The following is a 17463-nucleotide window of genomic DNA, read 5'->3' as shown; positions in this document are numbered from 1 at the left end:
CTAAAAAAGCTCTTACTCAAGCAAGGAAGACCAACCAATTGCCTTCCCCACTGCGTTGTTTGAGTAGCCCTTTTGCTCTTGGTTATTCTCAAGGGTCCTTACCACCTGAAAATCGTCCTTTTCGCCCCACTACTACTCTTCATTTCTATCCCAAAAACGCTCTATCTATAAAACTTCCCCAATAGTCTATTGCTCGTCATCGTTTTCCATTTATCGCAAGCTTTTTTCCCAATTCTCAGACACAACTCGGCGCACCAAGAATGAATGTTCAGGACTCTGCTAAATGTTCGCTCAAATAAATCAAGCCCATTTTAGGTTTTTGCGTTAGCTTTGCCCCCGTGATTTCACGATAAAAATACTTATGGTCATTTTCAATCATTTCAATGACTTCTTCCTCACTCATCCCAAGGTCATCTAGCAATCCTTCTTTGCGATTGTTGCTGATTTCCATCAATATTTGCAATTGTGCATCAATCGCCAATAAGTTGCCCCATTGAACAAACAGGTTTTCTTCCTTGCTATGAAAAATCGTTAAAAACTCTTTTGCTAACCGATGATAAAAGGCATTTAGTTTTGGAAAAAAGCGTAACACCCCTTGTTTTTCTAGCTCTGTTTGAAAATGCGCCAAATATTCTTCTGCTCCCGCTATCTTTTCTGCCAGCATATTAGCCTCCTCGTAATCTATCTGTACGATCGTTCCCAGTTTCCCTCTTCTAGTAACCGTAAATTTTCTTCAACCAATCTCTTTTCCTTCTATCTCATTCGTGGACAGCCTTCAACGACACTGCATTTCTAGGTATTGATGGCACATTCACGCACTTGCTAGTTCCATTTATTTTCCATCTTCTCTCTTTTGATCCAACCAACAATTCACAGGTTTCCTCTTGAGAAAAAACAAATACTCCTAAGCATCGGACTATGGTCTCACTATAGCGTCAAATCTCTTTAAAAAAAAATAGCAATTTTCACCTGTCGGTGAAAAAACCTACATTGTTCAAAATAGTTTCAAACGTTTACATCCATTAGAATAATAAAAACTTTGTATTTAGTCAAATAAATTAAAAATAAACATAAAAATTGAAGTATTTTAAGCAATTGTTTATAATATGATTAATTCTTTTTAAAATTCAACGGGGGCATCTATGAAAAATTTTCAGTTAAAATTTATCAAAAATCGTTCTTTAATTCGACGATTGCAATTATTAAATGAATTTGAGAAGAATCCGTCTTCAACATTGGGCGATTTATCAGAAGTAACAAAAAGCAGTACTCGCACGATCATTGCGGACATTGCTATGATTCGTGAACATTTCAATGATGCAATCGAAATCTACTCCTCGAAGTTTGGTTATTTATTTGAAGAACTGGATCCCGAGGCATATATCAAACAAAAACAAAATTTAGTCAAAGATGAACCTTTTTTTATGATTCTCGAAAGTATTTTTTTCGATGAATTACAATCGGTGCTGGATTGGAGCCTGACCCTTAATCTTTCTGAACAAGCATTGCTTGGCTACTTAAAAAAAATGAATGGCTTATTAAAGCCCTTCAACCTTCGCCTATCAACGAATCCTGTCACACTGGTGGGTTCCGAGATCGATATTCGCCGCTTTTTTTGTCTGTTTTATTATGAGTCCGATATCAATGTCAATACGATCTTCCCGTCATTGGATGTCCAAGATGCCGTGATTGAGATCACGAATCTTTTGCATTCAAAAAAACAGCCAGCTTCTACCTTTTCTTACTTTTCCTATATTCTCTACATTACGCTGGAACGCAGCAAGAAAGGGTTGCAGGTCGAACTTTCTCCTGAGCTGAAGGAGATTTTTTATGCTTACGATTCATTGATTTCTCCAGAGACGTTGACGGAGATCCTTTATTCTTATTTTCATTATCGCCTACCTGAAGATGAAATCATTTATTTGCTTCTTTGCCTCATCTGTCGCCGAAAAATCAATCATCCTTCGATCGAAGAATTTTGCCAATCCTACAATCGCTGGCCTGAGATCAAACAAGTGGCAAAAGATTTCTATGCCATTAATCGCGGCAATTCCTACGATGAACAAAAAGACTTACACTGGTTAGAGTCGTTTTTTACGATCGTGAAAATACGCGACATGCTCTCTCCCATCATGAATGTCAATATTGACGATCTTACCCAATTCGTCAAAGACAAGTTTTCCCACGAATATAAGAGAAACTATGCATTTTTGGCAAAGCATAAGCTAGTCAAAAAGCTCTATTCGCCTTCTTATCTCGAAGACTTTTGTGCCAGTCTAACGATTCACATGGAAGCGATCAAAGAAGAAAATTGGGGGACACAACGGACGATCGCTGTGATTTTTGAAGGAAATGAATATGTCTGCGAATATGCCGAAAGTATCGTACGGAAATATCTAGGACGCTTCCACACGTTGTATTATCCTGATGCCAGCGAACTCTCCCCAGCCTATTTAAAGGAAAAGCAAATTGATCTGCTAGTAACCAACTATTCGGAATATACGATGGAATATTTGCTTGAAGTCGAGTGTATCCTGCTAAAATCTTTTCCAGATGCCACGGATTGGAATCGATTACTTAACCAAATCAATCCACGAATCTTGCGTCTGGTGGTTTTGAACAACGCATAGGACATTTTCTCAGGCACTATCTTGTAGGATCGTTGCAGCTGCAACTCGTTATTTTATAAGAACAACTCCTACATAACGAGTGGTTGAAACTCTGATCGATCAAGCCAATCAGAGTGTTCATTTCTCGCTGAGGTAGATCAACCCATGGGGGGCTTTCTGGTTCGTGCCGATCCCTGCCATTTGTCGGTAATAGACATTTTTGTCCTTTTTGATCATCTTGACGATCTCTTCTTCTGCCAATTCGATTTCTATAAAAATGTCCGAAAAAAAGCAAAATAAAAGAAATTCGTTGTAATTTTACACACCTTCTAAAAAAATTCATTTTTCTTTGGTATACTGAATATAGATCTGCGTATCATTAGATTTACGTTGCCCGTTAGTGAAGTTTCAGGCAACGTTTCTTTATGGGGGATAGATAAAAAATGGAAGAGAAAAAGATTTTTGAGAAGCGGTGGTTATTAGCTACCAGTGAACAACGAGAGAAATACCATGCCTTGATTGCCTCTTACCCTTCAATCGAATGGACATTCAAAGAAAAAAGCTACCTTTTATGGCTTTGTCAGTTAGATAGTGATACGTTCGAAACCTTTGAAGCGATTTTTGATAAACTAGTAAATGCCAACTAATTATTTTCGCGTAGGCTGTTCTTTCACCAAAACAACCCAATCTTTTGGTATTCAGGAACAGTGGGCATATTTTCAGATAACTCCTTTTTTTATTAGACAAACGAATATAAGCCGCACCCGTCGATCGTAACGGTTGCGGCTTTTCTCTTTGATCTATCCACCTATGTCCTCGTCATGCTGTTTTGCAACACGTGTATCAGGTTGTGGGAACGCTTAACGCTTGCCCTAACTGAGGATCGATTTTTTCAATCACTCTTAGCCAATCTTGATGATCGGGGATTGCTTTGAGTAAAAGAGAATCAGTCGATAAGATGAACTCTGATAAATATTCACTATAATTCGTGACCACAAGATCAATGGCGTTTTCCTTCAAATAATCGCTCGTCAATTCATTGATTTTTGGAAAGAATACCCGATGATCATTGCCGACATAACGCAAAAAGCGCGCACGGATCGTGTGACAGGCATAGAGATCACCTTCTATTATCAACGCAATCCGTTTGACTTTTTGTGCATAAAGCTCCCTAATTGCTTCACTATAAAGGGTCAGTGCGGCACAAATATCTGACAGATACTCCTGTTTGATTCCTAGAATCGCTTGGTGCTGCTTCATAAATGCCAGATTTTTTTGATAAGCAGCAGAACCATGCTTTTGCGCTTCATTTTTTACTTCTGTTAGCAAGTGATTTAAAACGGGCGCCAGCTGCTCATTGATTTTCTTTGACAGGAAAAAGGCGTGGATCATCGTCTGAACCTGTTGAGGCTCTTGAAAGGAAATGCCCCATTCTTGCACGAAGCGCTGACTCAGTTCTTCGAGTTCAGGATACAGCCCAAACGCTGCAACGAATTGCTGCTCTTTTTCAGGCTCGGTCAAAGTCCGTTTCATCACGGTCACTAAATAAAGCCACATCATTTCTTGTTGCGGTAGTCTTACTCGGTATAACGCTTCGATTTTAGGCGCTAAGTTCTTCATTATCGCAAATGCCTCATGCGTTTCGACGATTGCTGCCAACGATCGAGGAATCTGAACGGTCTTTCCCAGTTGATAGCGCTTGATCGCAATATACAAACTATAATAAAAATCACTCGGAGAAACGCCTGTATTCACCAGCGCTGTGGGAATTTTTGAGAAGGCATCACTGACTAACGCAATCAGTTCTTTGGGGGGCAATAGCGTATGCGGCGTGACATCTGATTCGTAATAAAAATCTTTAAAAAACTTGCGAATATTGGCTTCTGATCCACTCAAATTGACCGGTTGCAAGATCCACTCCAAATGATACTTTCGTAACGTCGCAGAAGCGGTATTCAAATAGCGACGCATCGTACTTTCTGATACATACAAGCGCTGCGCCCACTCTTCAACCGAACAGAATTCCCCGTGGAAAATGGCTTCCACGATTTGATACATGCCTTCTTCTGCAACAAGCTCCTTTTTTTGAGACAAGTATCTTTTCGGATCAGTTTCCCTAAAATGATAGCCATTGGCTTCAAGAGTAAATTCCGCTGCCTCCTGCAGATAGGTTTTCAATTCCTTGATGTCAGAGCTGATCGTCCTTTGGGTCACATCAAGCTTGTTGGCTAAACTTGCGATGGAACAAGTCCGTTCTCGCTCAAAGGTATTTAACATTTGAAGCCATCGAACGGTCGTTTTGTTTAGCATAAAATTTAACTGCAATTCTCTCATTTTGCCCTCCGTGTTTCTCCTTCACCGACTGGTTTCTTTTCTATAGTACAATATTTGCGTCTATAAAAAAACCTTGCTATTTCCCAAATTTACTTAAGTTGGTGTTAGAATATGTACTTAAGTGAACAAACAAGGTATTCTCTATGTAGACTCTTTTGTGCAACTGGAGGAATTTGTATGACAAATATGGTTTATGGATACGCCCGTGTATCCACAAGACAACAGGATCTCTCTCGTCAATTGGATTTACTTGACCGGTATGAATGCAACAAAATTTATACTGAAAAGATCAGTGGTGTACGCGCAAATCGTCCTGAATTAAATAAACTAAAAAAACGAGTGAAAGAAAACGATAAAATCATTATTGAAAGTTTCTCGCGGCTAGGAAGAAGTACCAAAGACTTGATTGATCTCGTCTACTTTTTTGAAAAGAAAGGCGTAAAAGTCATCAGTATCAAAGAAAATTTTGATACACAAACCCCTCAAGGAAAATTAATGATGACTGTTTTCCAAGCCTTCAGCCAATTCGAACGAGACATCATCGTTGAACGGACCAAAGAAGGCTTAGAATCCGCACGTGCTAGAGGAAATATTGGCGGGCGTCCACGAATCGATCCCACACTGATCCAACACGCATTGCACCTTTATCAAAAGGAAGGAAAAGCCGTTGTGGATATCTGTGCCCAAACAGGCTTAAAGCGCTCGACTTTTTATCGCTATCTTAGTCTGGAGAAGGATGATGTCATTTCATAAATACACGTGCTGGCTGAACTTAGTACTTTCGGCTGCTCACTATATAAAAAACAGGACGAACATTGCTGATGTTTGTGATTGCTTAAAGATCGATATTTGTTCTCTTAAAGCAATTCATCCAGCTTGTTCGTCCTGTATGTTTTATTCTTCTGGCTCTTCTGTTGATCCTATTGTTGTTTTCTCTATGATTTCTTACGGTACAAGAACACCAGTCCGCCGATTAAGAATAAGATACCTGTCACACTTAGCAAGACACTGCTTGTTTCTCCTGTGTTCATGTTTCCTGTTGAATCTGCCAGCAAGGGAACCGATGAGTCTATGGATGGTGTTTGCTGCTTTGTTTGCTGTGTATCTGTTGCCTGAGCGATCGGCCATGTGCTTGGAAAGGTTGTCCCTAAAATCAGCATCCCTACTAAAGCGCTCTTACTTATAACTACGCGTTTCTTCATTATCATTTTTTCTCCTTTTTCTTTTCCCCAACGTTATTCACACTTATCTTTGGACCAATCTATCCAAGCGTTTTAGGTCTGCAACTGGCAAGGTTGTTTTTTCTAAAAAAGCTGTTTTCAATGACTGCTTCACACTCGATGAAACATGCGGCGCACTATTAACATGAAATCCGCCAATTTTCAAGGGATAAGACTTCTTGATTGGCGCAGAGTATTATATAATTTACTTAAAACGAGCGTAATTTCAATGGATAGGTGGTGACTTCAATGTTAGAAAATTTATCTATCAACTTGCATCGGGACAAAGCATTTTCTCGACAAGTAAAAATCTTGCAAGTGCTAAATGCTGCACCGACAGGGTATCATCCACAAGAATTAGCGACCTTACTAGGGCTATCTTTGCCTACAGTTACCAAAGAGCTGAGTATTTTAAGTGACAGTTTGCCAAAAGAACTGGTCAAGATCACACTCTCAGAAACGAACATCGTCTCGATCGCTTATGCGCCGAACGCTTCCATCAATTCTGCCATCCAATACCTGGGGATGGAAACGCTGGAGTTTAAAATCATGACGAGTATTATTGATAATAAAAAATACTCTATTCACCGAGCAACGATTGAATTCGGTTATTCTCGCAGTCATCTTTTACGGACGATCAGCTACATGAACAAGTCGTTGCAAACCTATTCTGTAACTATTGCCACGAATCATCTTGACTTTATTGGTACCGAAGCGGACATCCGATTTTGTCTGTTCGTCTTTTTTTCTGCTTATGGCGATAGCACGATTTTAGATAAGGATAGTCCAGCGGATGCCCGCCTGCTGGTCCAAAAAGCCAAGGAAGCCAACACGAAAGATTTGCATTACAGCCATTACCGACTTGCTCTGTGGCTAAGTATCGCCAAGCGTAGGTGGCGCTATTCTTACTTTTTGACCTTGCCGCCGTCTTTAGAACGCAATCTATTGGAGAAAGAACGCTTCGCTATTTTCTCAGAAATATTAAACGAATATTACTTGAAAAAATACCGAATCATCCACTTGCCGCAACAAGAGCTGCTTTGGATCTTTGTCAATGCGCTCCACTGTCTTTCCTATAGTACGATGGACATCAACGGCGAAAGCGATGCGGATTACATTTTTCACCATACAGAAAGACCAGAAATTATTGCAGAAGCGGCTGCCTTTTTAGAGAAATCTGGCGTCGCTATTCCACCTGCAGCTGCCCACAAGATCATCGCTTATCTCGTAAATCTTCGCCTGCTGACGATGATTTCTGCCAATTATGAGTTTGCTGATCCGCAGATCAAAGCCTTTGTTGAAACGACATTCAAGACGGATTACCTTTCTTGGAATGAGTGGTTGAAACCTTTCAACGATCAAAGCCGCTTCTTTTCCTTTACACACTTGGAACATATCGCAGTCACATTGACTTTGTTAAGCGAGTTAGCGCCTAATCCCCAGCTGAAAAAACACCTCAAAGTAGCCTTTGCTTTTCAAGGCGGTGCTGGATTAGATGCTTTCTTAGCCGCATCAACGGAATTATTTAAAAACGACCATACAGAAATCAGTTACTTTTTTGAAGTGGCTCCTGATGAACAAGAATTGATCCATCGGGAAATAGATTTGATCGTCAGCAATTTTGACTTACATCTGAAAAGCAACACCAAATTTCAGCAACTGCGCATTTCCAATGTCCCCACCCTTTCGGATTGGACGATCATCCACAAAACGATTGAACAGCTGATTCAGCCAAGAATCACACCGATTCGTTGAGCTAAGGAAACTGGCGGCCTTCTTGAAGGAAGCGCCGTCAGTTTTTCATTGCATGATTCGCTATTTTGCCCTTTCCTAAGTATCCATTTTTCATTTCTCTTAGCGTGTCTATTTTTTTCACATCAGAAAAAAATCAGATCTTTTTCGCAAGATTCTTCTCCTAATAAACGCTTTTCCATTCAAGCGCAGCGGAGAAAGCCACTGTCTTGTTTTCGTGTGCTGTTCGTAATCCCTGAAAAGTTGGCCTGCTTCGTGGATTTTTTAATGAATGAAATTTTAGCGGCTACTCTTAGCCCCAACTGTGAGAAGCGTTATTTTAAAAACAAAGAAACATACGGTCAAAACAGACTGCATACTTTAAATAACATTTGTATCTATTTTTTTTATTTACTAGAAAAAAAAGAAATTTTCTCCCCGCTCCTTTTTTGTATAATAGGTAAAAAGAGAGGGGAACAAACGTGGATTTTATCAAGGAGCTGCAATCCTTCAAAACAATCGTCGAGGAAGGTACGTTTACTAGAGCTGCCGCCAAACTAAACTATGCCCAGTCGACCGTTACGAACCATATCAAAAAGTTAGAAGACGAATTAGAAGTAGCGTTATTTTTGGAAGGAAAAAGCAATGTATTGACCTTGGAAGGCGAATTGTTGAAACAGGAAGTACCCGAACTGATTGCCCACTGGGAGCGGGTCAAAGAACAGTTGATCAATGCTTCCCATACGGTCGAGTATTCGTTGCGGATGGGCATCCTTCAACCCTATGACATTTTGGTTTTGCCTGCACTGCTTCACGATTTTTCGCAGCACTATCCAAAAATAAACTTCGAGATCGTCGTGGGATCAACACTGGAATTAGCCAATGCACTAAATGAAAACCGAATTGATTTCGCCTTATGCTCACTTCCTCACGAGAAACATTTTGCTTACGAGGAATTGTTTCAAGAAGAGCTTTGCTGCATTACCTCACTCTCAAACCCATTAATCATCAATGAGCTAGCCGACCTTGAAGGGAGCCATCTCTATCGTTCCAAGTCTGACTGTCCAGCTCGCACAAAAATTGAAAGCTATCTTGACAATCAGGTTCCTTCGATCCATTGGGAGTCTGTCAGCAATATCAGTACGATTCCTTACTTGATCGAACGAACTGGATACTGCAGTCTGATCCCTCGTTCCATCATTGAGCAAACTCATGCTCGAGTAAAAATCATCTCGCTTCCTTTGCCTGATCCCCACATGTCGATCGGCTTATTGTCAAAACATCCACTGATGCTTTCTCCCAGCATCACAAAAAATTTTGTCGTCGAGCTAAAAATGCGCTTACTATCTTTGTTATAAAACGGTTTTAATCCGCATTGATTTTTATGCAATGATGCTTTTTCCAGAAAAATAATGTCAGTCATTTTGTAAACTTCGTCACTGCGGGAAACAAAAGAGCTGCACCAAGTCTTTACGTATTAAAGACTTGGTGCAGCAGGGTTTTTGAATTCGCTTACGGTTATAAAGTTATGAGATGGTATCTTTTCTCTCGATTCGATTTTTTGTTATCATTTTACTTTTTTTATGCAACCTGATACGATTATTCATGTAAACCGAAGAAAAATCAGAAAAGATGTCGTTATTCTTAACATTTCCGATTTTTTCTCCGATTGTAAAAAATAGAAACGTTTTTTCATCATTTACAAAGTATACTCAATTTTGAAGCGACGAGTTCTCAAGAAACTGAGGCTTGTACCCCGCAGGGCAAAGTCTTTGGGTAGTTATTGCTCAAGGAAGCTGTTTTTGCAATTGTCAGAAAAAATAGACGATGAGAAAAGGAGGAAAAACCATGTTTATCATTGAAGCGATCTTCAGCTTTTTAAGAGACGCATTAGGTGTGATCCTAGCTATTCTCTTAGGGACGCTTTGCTTGTCGATGGTGGTCAATTTGATCGTTATCGTTGTAAAAAACACCTATTCAAAATTTAAAAAGAATTATTAACGAATCGCTATCTTCTAATAGATAGCTTTTTTAGATAGTTTTTTCAATGGTTTTTTCAACCTCTCAGGTCTCTTTTTTGCCTTTGTAGTATCTTTTTTCAAACTCAATCCAAGATTTGCTGAATTCATGGTTAGAAAAGGCACTTTTTAAACCTGAACGCTGCTTAAAGCGAAAGACCTCTTCGCGGTCCATCCCCAATTCCTTGGCAATTCGTTCATCCGACCACTCGTTAGCCACCAACTGCTGCACGATATTTCCCATCTTCTCGATGCCATGGGTACCACGTGCTCGATTGTGGCGAATCGTTGAAGCGATGCGATTCTCAAAAGGCTTATCGATCACCGTGACCGGAACACTTGGCAATTCCAAGCGGTCTTTTGCTACGATGTACCGATGAAACCCATCGATCAAAATATACTTGTCTTGCTCCTTATCGTGGTAACAAACCAATGGCTGCGTAAAGCCATCTTCTCGAATCGACAGTTCCAGTAAATCCATTTCTGGAGCAGCCACGGTGTTGGGATTATACGTATTCGCGTGAATCTTGCTGACTGGGATCAGCTTTGCCGCTAACACTGGAAAATCGATATCGCTCATGAGGGACTACACTCCTTTTTAGAAATGAATAATTTTTTGTTTGGCGATAGACCGCAAACCCTTTTGATTCCAAAAGGGCAATTTCACTAGGCTGGTTACTAGAAGCGAGAATCTCTGCTTCTGGGTAGTTGCGGCTGATATCCACCAACATTTTCCGTAAAAGAAACTTTTTAAATTGAGCGGCTGGATCTTTTTCATAAAATTCCCCTAGCTCCACTTTGTTGGCGCCTTTTTCATAATAAGAAAAAGCAGTCACCCGTTTTTCGTCATCAAGAATCACGTACCAGTAGCAGTTCTCATCATTGACTAAGTACGGAAATTGCTGCTGATACACCCGTTCCGCAAAAAAAGCCCCCATCAATTGATAGAATTGGCTTTTCTTATACGGTGGAAAAAATAAAACCAATCGTTCGTTCACAAAACCCTTCCTCTCTAAGGACGCACTCGTCCATCGTTAGGTGATTTTTTTCGTTAAATACTCGTATTTGGCATTCAATTTTTTTAACTGATACTTGGGTAAATGCTCAATCCCCAAAGCCGCGCCAAAATCGACCGCCAACTCATACAATTCAGACTCATCTTTTTTCGTCAAACTATATTGTCGCGTACTCAAAGAAAAATCATTTTTTTCTAACGCACGAGCGATCCCTTTCCAGTCATGCCAGAGTACTTCGTTTTTCAGCCAGTCCTTACGTTTGGTCACATCGGGTATATCTTCCACTTCGATCCCGTGCTTTTCTCGATAATGATCAATCAAAATCGTGATTTTGCGGTAATAATGATCCTGTAATTTCTTTGAATAAAGTCCAATTGATTCCAGTAAAAAGACCGCATACTCTTGCCAAGTCATATGACTGGGCTTTCTCGTATTGTAATGCGCCAGCAATCCTGTCTGGGCATACAAGCGACCAAAATTGGCTCCTGACACACGATTTACGACGCGTTCCCACGTTTCCGGTTCCACCAAAGCATATTGGTACAAGCCTTTTCGTTGCTGCATACCGTAAGGCTGACAGATCCGCATTTGATGGATCGGAACGCCATGATCATACAACTTTTCATAAAAGCCATTGATCGGCCAGTCAAAATGGGCATAGGCTCCCCACACATCTTCGGTCTTCCAATCATAGATGGGGTAAAAATTAACGACCATTGAATCTGCTACTTGCCGTTTGATCCAGCATTGCTTCCGAAAGTTATACTTTGGCGATGTGATCGATCGATACCGATACAGACTTTCCTGGGTTCGTATCCCCACACCACAAGCAACAGGCTCAAACTGATGATAGCTTGCGTACCAATGAGCAAAGTTTCGTAAGAACTTATCAGGGTTCATATTTGCACTCTGATAGATTTCCATCAATGATTCATCCAAATCAGCAAGTGAAATCGCATCTTTTGGCATCGGCTGTACCCACTTCTCACGTTCTTGTTCATCCCACATCAGCCATTGTGGCTGAAAGACGCTGGTATTGTTGTCCTCGTAAAAGGGCAAACAGAAGTGGAAGGTTTGATTGATACTTGGTAACGCTTTGATTTTTTCCATGAACGTTCTCGTAGCATCATAATTTGCCTCGATATCTAAAATCAGCAGATCAAAGGTTTTCTTTTTTTTCTGTGCGACTTGGTCTGCCAATTGGATCATGGCCCCGCTATCTTTTCCACCACTGAAAGAGAAATACACATGGGGAAACGTATCAAAAATATATTCCAGACGCGTCATCGCCGCTTCTAGCACATTTTCCTTACAATATTTCTTCATAAAAGCTCATGTCCTCATTTTATTTGTCCTTTTTTTGAATAAGTATTACATTCTAGTATAAAGTTTCACTTGGCTTCTTACAAGGACTTAAGGGAGATTTCCCTGTTATTTCATACAGCGACATATTGAAATAGGCACGCTCAGTATCGGATAATGAGTCAACTACAGGCTAAAAAAGCAGAGATATCAATTTTTTCAACGTTATAATCGATGCTTGCTACTGATACATCTGCTCTTTTTTGAATCACAAAAAGATAGCCTGTTTTTTCTATGATTTAGCTAATAGAAAGCAATACCACCAACCTGATTATCCGTTCATTCATCACATGTACTTAATTTTCCATAACAGTGAAATTTCTTTGCTGAGGTCTTTGAGCTTCATAGCCTTTTGGATATTTTCAGACATCTTCTTGTAATTACTGATTTTTTCTTCTTTTGGCAGCAGTACATATTCTCGCTTGATTGCTTCAAACTTGTCTTCATGATCGATCATCAGAAGTTGCGTGATCAAATCGTGGGCGATCCACCGATGATAGGAATTTTTGTGGGTATGCAATGCCCAAATCCGTTCCCACTCATCATAAATCAACTCAGGATTTCTAATGGCTACTTCTTTAATGATCAAATAACTATTAAAATACTCATTGATATGATTTTGACCATCAACGACATTCTCCACTAGCTTCTCCCTTACCTTTCGATCATCGATCGCCGTTTGCACAAACGGTTGGGGATCAAACGATGTTGTCTGAAAATGACGCGCGATTTCTTGGTAGTCCATGCTTTCACCTTCTTTAAAAAATATAAGATTATTTTTTTGTTTGAACCTATATATGTATTTTAACAGAATTCAAGTATGAAAAAGACTACCTAAATTTTTCTTCCCCTCTTTCTGGTATTCCTCCTATTCTTCATGTGAAAAATAAAAACGATCAGAACCATTCTCTGATCGTTTTTACTTTATTCCGTTTCATCGTTCTGAATTAGCTTGGAGCAATCGTCAAAACGTATTGATCTCCCTGCTCACAACTATCTTTTTGATGAACTTGAACTTGTGCGCCAAATATCACTTTTATGGCTTTAGGTACTTTAAGCTGACAAGTGACAATCGTCTCGGAATTTTGCCAAGAAGTGGTGATCATTCCATGTATGGATCGATAGCTTCCCTTAACAAAATGTAAATCCTCTGGCACATAAGGGGAGAAGAACAAGCAGTCAGTACCTTCACTGTCCTCTGTTACCTTCAGACCTAGTAGATTTGTGACAAACCAGCTGCCATAGGATGAGAACATTGCATGGTTCAGCGAAGAACCCGGCATCGCTTCAAAATATTCGCTCAATATCCCCCTGTTTTGCTGAATCATATTGAAAAAGCTCGGGTGTTTTTTTCTAGTTAACCAACGATAAATCAACTGTGGCTGATCTGAAAAGATTTCATATGACCATGCCATGCCAAAAATACCGCAAGTAATAAGCGAATCCGCTGCTTGAATCTGAGCCGCCAAACGTTCGATAAAAACAACTTCATCTTTTACTAAACCAGCTTTTAATGCAAAGATGGACGACGAGTGGCTTCCACTTTGAAAAGTACCATCAGGATTTTTGAACTCCTCATTGATCTGCGCCTCCGATTGAGCGATTCTTTCATTCAGCTGTTCATTTTGTTCCGTTGATAAGGCTAATTTAGGCGACAATAATCGATACTTCTTCAATAAGATCAAGTACATTGCAGCAGAACAAAATTCTCGATCAGGTGGTGTTTCTTTTCCGTTAATTATCTTTGTCTCTAAAGCACCCCAATCGCCAAGGCAGCATTGCTTGATATAGTCATAACTAAAGCTTAGCAAATAATTCAAGTGCTTTTTCAACCCATCTCGAATAGGCGTTGTTAAGAAGTGAGTCCCATAATATTTGATCAATTTGATCGCTATTTCTGGTAGGACCAACTGCCATCCCAAAGACCCAGCTTTATCACTTGGTCCATAGGTCTGAATCCCCATATAAGGTGCTGTTTGCGTGATTCCCCCGATTATCGTCTGGTCGTAGAGAAAATCAGCCAATACTTTTTTCAGCAGATTTTCGGAATCAAATAACGTAAGCTGTGATTCCAACAAGGCTGCGATATCCCCACCATAACCTAAACGTTCCCGCGCGCAATCTTCATAATAGGAATGGATATTGTTTTTTTTCGTCTGAACATGTGCCTCAAAAAGCTGATTCAATGATTCATCTGAAGAATCGAATGTTGTGATTTGACTCATTTCTGTATAAGTCGGAAATGCTTCGATTTTCTCGATCTCGAAAGAAGCACCTCTTTTTTCATAGATGGAAACATAACGAAAAGAATGATACGTAAACTGATTTTCGAAAATAGTCACACCCACACCTGTCGTAAATTGATCCTTTTGAATCACAGGATCTTCCGCAGCAATCTGCATCTCAGGATCATCTACCCCATACGTACTGGTTGTCGTTGTAGAATAGTCCAATTCATTCGCTTCGGTTATTTTTTCGGCATATTCGATACAAATCTGCTGGTTATCTGCCGTAACAGCCAATCTGATTTGACCCGAAATGATCCGACCGAAATCGATCAAGTAATGATTGTCCTGTTTAATGATCGACTTGGGTGAAAGTCCAGATTCTCGTTTGATTTTTTCAATAAAACTAGGAGTAAGTATTCCACCGGGACCAGGTATTTCAACTGTCGTCAAGTCAACTTTTCGGCATTCGTGTGCAGCCATGAAGCGACCGCTAAAATCTCTTATTTCCCCAATATAAAGATTATCAAACACGAGATTTGTCGCCGATGCTTGCCAACTGCTATCAGAGCATAAGCACTCAGTAATCGTTCCATTTTGATATTGACTTACTTGGCAAATCATCATCGGTTTGCCGACTGCTAGACGATGGCGCATATTGTATTTCCCTAAAAGTTTCAATGGGGCTGCTGTATACCAGCCATTTCCTAAAAACACTTGAATCAGATTTTGACCCTGATGCAAAAAATCGTTGATTTTATACGTGTCGTAATATACACAAGCCGAATAATTGGTTACATCAGAATTTAAAAAATAATCGTTGATTTTCTTGTTATTAATATAGACGTCATAATACCCAAGCCCTGCGATATCCAAAAAGGTATCTGCCTGTTTATTCTTGATCATCAGTTCTCTTTCAAAACAGATATTGCCTCGTGGACGATAAAAGGTCTGTTCTTTTTCAATCGGATCATCTAAGCGTGTGATCCAAGAAGCCGTTTCTAATCTTCCATTAGCTGAATAAAACACTGTCGCCGCTCTTACTATTGACTCAGCGGTCTCTTCTGACAAATCCAAAAGCTGAGCAACAAATTTTTTCCGCTCTTTACCACATATGGACAACTTTAAGTATCGAAATACTTCATCACTACCTACGGCTGATCGATATATCTGTTTATTTTCGTGATAGATGATCAGTTCTGCGTTTAGTACGTCGATATCAAGTGCTGACCAATCAATTTTAATCGGCTGTTCAAGATCCACCGACCAGTTATTTTCTTTGCCGTTGACACGCATTGTTTCCATAGAACCTTCCCTCTCTTACTGCTGACATTCACTAGCAGCCGTTGTTGATTATGCCAAAATTCCTAGCAGAGAAAGTGCTACCCCAGCAACCATGATAGCAATAATAATGCGAACGGCATTTTTTGCACTCTTTCTCTTTAGAAGATAGTAAATTCCGATAGTCAACAGGAATGGAAACAAGTTTGGCATGATGCCATCAAGCATTTCTTGAACATTGATCGTTGATTCTCCCACTGTGTATTCAATTGCAGTGTTGATTCGAACAGTTGTGACGATCAACGAGCCCACGACCATCATACCTACGACATTCCCCATTGTTGAAAGACGTCTCAAAATGTTGTTGCCGTCTTTCCCCGTTAAAAGAGCCGAGCCTTTTTCATAACCAAGCATCAATCCTTTGTATTTGATGGGCCAAATAGTTAAAGAGAATAAAACAAAGAATAAGATCGGACCAATTGGATTACCTTCAATCGCTAACCCTGATGCAATACTCATATAAATCGGAACAACAGTCATTGCTAACAAACTATCCCCTAACCCGGCAAACGGGCCCATCAGTCCCGTTCTAACCGCAATAACTGACTCCTTTTGGGTTTTCGGTGTCTGTTCTTCCATCGCCATTGTAATCCCTAAAATAGGACCATAAACATATGGGTTAGTGTTGAAAAATTCCAGATGCCGACGAATCGCTGCCACACGTTCTTCTTTAGGCTTATCCCCGTATAGCCGTTTCAACGTTGGAACGATCGAATAATATGCACCTAATGCCTGCATCCGCTCGAAGTTGCTTGTCGCCATCAACAAATTTGATCGGAAAAATGATTTTCTTAGTTCTGATTTGATCACATCATCTTGTTGTACTTTGTTCGTCATAGATCATAGTCCCCCTCACTTGTTTCTACACTGACTGCTTCTTTTTCATTTTTATTGATTATCAAGTCGTACAACGCTGCTAAACTAATCCCAATCAATGAGATGGCAATGGTCCCTAACCCTAAATAAGCGGATAAAACAAAGCCCAATAGCAAAAAGATCCACATGTTTTTCCCCATCATCATCATAAGTAGCATTCCCATCCCCACAACAGGAATAATCCCCGCTGCGACAGTCAAGCCGTCAAACACTTGCTCCGGTATGAAATCAAGAACAGATTCCACCGCTGGTCCACCAAAGTATGATGCCAAAAAGACCGGTACCGCTCCCGCAACAAAACTCAATGGAATCCCCAAATAGTTATAGCGTGCTACTTTGTCAAAATCACCCGTTTCAACGGCTTTATCCGCTTGATGGAGGAAGAAAATATTGACTGTATTCGTCAACATAATAATTTGCTGACACAACAATGCCGTAGGAACAGCAACTGCTAAACCCGTAGCCAAGCCTCCTCCAGTCATACTTGCAATTGCCACCCCAATAATTGCACCTGTCGCTTCATTCGGTGGTACATAAGCCCCAATCGCCGCATTAGCAAGCCACATCATCTGCAACGTTCCACTGATCACTAACCCTGTCGTTACATCCCCCATAATCAGACCCGCAACAGATCCTGCTAGGATTGCTTTCGGGGTACCTGTCCATAAGGTTCTTTCATCAACCGTACAAATCCCTGCCCAAATCGCCAACATTAAACACTGTATCAACAT

General features: G+C 40.2%; 16 protein-coding genes. 6 read left to right on the top strand and 10 right to left on the bottom strand.

What is annotated here, in order from left to right; all coding sequences use genetic code 11:
• Nucleotides 1-268: 268 nt before the first annotated feature.
• The gene (locus A5867_RS03880) at nt 269-664 is read right to left on the bottom strand and encodes a hypothetical protein (RefSeq protein ID WP_005227597.1); all 396 of its coding nucleotides are present in this window, start codon (nt 662-664) and stop codon (nt 269-271) included.
• Between the two features lie 478 nt (nt 665-1142).
• Between A5867_RS03880 and A5867_RS03875 the strand changes: the two genes are divergently transcribed.
• Complete coding sequence (locus A5867_RS03875) at nt 1143-2630, top strand: helix-turn-helix domain-containing protein (RefSeq protein ID WP_005227596.1); 1488 nt, start codon at nt 1143-1145, stop codon at nt 2628-2630.
• A 422-nt stretch (nt 2631-3052) separates the two neighbouring features.
• Nucleotides 3053-3256, top strand: a complete 204-nt coding sequence (locus tag A5867_RS03870) for a hypothetical protein (protein ID WP_005227584.1) — start codon at nt 3053-3055, stop codon at nt 3254-3256.
• 196 nt (nt 3257-3452) lie between these two features.
• Here the strand turns inward: A5867_RS03870 and A5867_RS03865 are convergent, their stop codons facing one another.
• The gene (locus A5867_RS03865; RefSeq protein WP_034868770.1) at nt 3453-4943 is read right to left on the bottom strand and encodes a helix-turn-helix domain-containing protein; all 1491 of its coding nucleotides are present in this window, start codon (nt 4941-4943) and stop codon (nt 3453-3455) included.
• A gap of 177 nt (nt 4944-5120) precedes the next feature.
• On the opposite strand from A5867_RS03865, the gene A5867_RS03860 reads away from it, so the two are divergent.
• The gene (locus A5867_RS03860) at nt 5121-5696 is read left to right on the top strand and encodes a recombinase family protein (RefSeq protein WP_087626909.1); all 576 of its coding nucleotides are present in this window, start codon (nt 5121-5123) and stop codon (nt 5694-5696) included.
• Between the two features lie 182 nt (nt 5697-5878).
• On the opposite strand, the gene A5867_RS03855 is transcribed toward A5867_RS03860, so the two are convergent.
• Nucleotides 5879-6145 (bottom strand): LPXTG cell wall anchor domain-containing protein, encoded by a 267-nt coding sequence (locus tag A5867_RS03855; RefSeq protein ID WP_223597606.1) that lies wholly within the window; start codon nt 6143-6145, stop codon nt 5879-5881.
• Nucleotides 6146-6412: 267 nt separating this feature from the next.
• On the opposite strand from A5867_RS03855, the gene A5867_RS03850 reads away from it, so the two are divergent.
• The 3 genes from A5867_RS03850 (at nt 6413) to A5867_RS17885 (ending at nt 9895) form a co-directional block, all read left to right on the top strand.
• Nucleotides 6413-7918: a helix-turn-helix domain-containing protein gene (locus tag A5867_RS03850; protein WP_087626908.1), complete on the top strand. Its 1506-nt coding sequence runs from the start codon at nt 6413-6415 to the stop codon at nt 7916-7918.
• A gap of 458 nt (nt 7919-8376) precedes the next feature.
• The gene (locus tag A5867_RS03845; protein ID WP_087626907.1) at nt 8377-9252 is read left to right on the top strand and encodes a LysR family transcriptional regulator; all 876 of its coding nucleotides are present in this window, start codon (nt 8377-8379) and stop codon (nt 9250-9252) included.
• A 490-nt stretch (nt 9253-9742) separates the two neighbouring features.
• Nucleotides 9743-9895 carry a hypothetical protein gene (locus A5867_RS17885; protein ID WP_010748814.1) on the top strand — a complete coding sequence of 51 codons (153 nt, stop codon included), beginning with the start codon at nt 9743-9745 and terminating at the stop codon, nt 9893-9895.
• 63 nt (nt 9896-9958) lie between these two features.
• Here A5867_RS17885 and A5867_RS03840 read toward each other — a convergent pair whose 3' ends face one another.
• The 7 genes from A5867_RS03840 to A5867_RS03810 all read right to left on the bottom strand — a co-directional run bounded on the left by A5867_RS03840 (nt 9959) and on the right by A5867_RS03810 (nt 17463).
• Nucleotides 9959-10492 carry a ParB/RepB/Spo0J family partition protein gene (locus A5867_RS03840; protein WP_005227576.1) on the bottom strand — a complete coding sequence of 178 codons (534 nt, stop codon included), beginning with the start codon at nt 10490-10492 and terminating at the stop codon, nt 9959-9961.
• Nucleotides 10419-10910 carry a hypothetical protein gene (locus tag A5867_RS03835; RefSeq protein WP_087626906.1) on the bottom strand — a complete coding sequence of 164 codons (492 nt, stop codon included), beginning with the start codon at nt 10908-10910 and terminating at the stop codon, nt 10419-10421. Before A5867_RS03835 ends, A5867_RS03840 begins: the two co-directional genes overlap by 74 nt.
• Before the next feature lie 36 nt (nt 10911-10946).
• Nucleotides 10947-12254 carry a DUF3440 domain-containing protein gene (locus tag A5867_RS03830; protein WP_016609725.1) on the bottom strand — a complete coding sequence of 436 codons (1308 nt, stop codon included), beginning with the start codon at nt 12252-12254 and terminating at the stop codon, nt 10947-10949.
• 322 nt (nt 12255-12576) lie between these two features.
• The gene (locus A5867_RS03825) at nt 12577-13035 is read right to left on the bottom strand and encodes a hypothetical protein (RefSeq protein WP_087626905.1); all 459 of its coding nucleotides are present in this window, start codon (nt 13033-13035) and stop codon (nt 12577-12579) included.
• Nucleotides 13036-13237: 202 nt separating this feature from the next.
• Nucleotides 13238-15820 carry a family 78 glycoside hydrolase catalytic domain gene (locus tag A5867_RS03820; protein WP_087626904.1) on the bottom strand — a complete coding sequence of 861 codons (2583 nt, stop codon included), beginning with the start codon at nt 15818-15820 and terminating at the stop codon, nt 13238-13240.
• Nucleotides 15821-15868: 48 nt separating this feature from the next.
• Nucleotides 15869-16693 carry a PTS system mannose/fructose/sorbose family transporter subunit IID gene (locus A5867_RS03815; protein WP_087626903.1) on the bottom strand — a complete coding sequence of 275 codons (825 nt, stop codon included), beginning with the start codon at nt 16691-16693 and terminating at the stop codon, nt 15869-15871.
• Nucleotides 16690-17463: a PTS sugar transporter subunit IIC gene (locus A5867_RS03810; RefSeq protein WP_087626902.1), complete on the bottom strand. Its 774-nt coding sequence runs from the start codon at nt 17461-17463 to the stop codon at nt 16690-16692. Before A5867_RS03810 ends, A5867_RS03815 begins: the two co-directional genes overlap by 4 nt.

It is taken from the genome of Enterococcus sp. 6D12_DIV0197, assembly GCF_002174385.1.
In the GTDB taxonomy this organism is placed as follows: domain Bacteria; phylum Bacillota; class Bacilli; order Lactobacillales; family Enterococcaceae; genus Enterococcus_D; species Enterococcus_D casseliflavus.
Note: the sequence above shows the minus strand (reverse complement) of the source record. Positions and strands in the feature narration are given on the sequence as shown.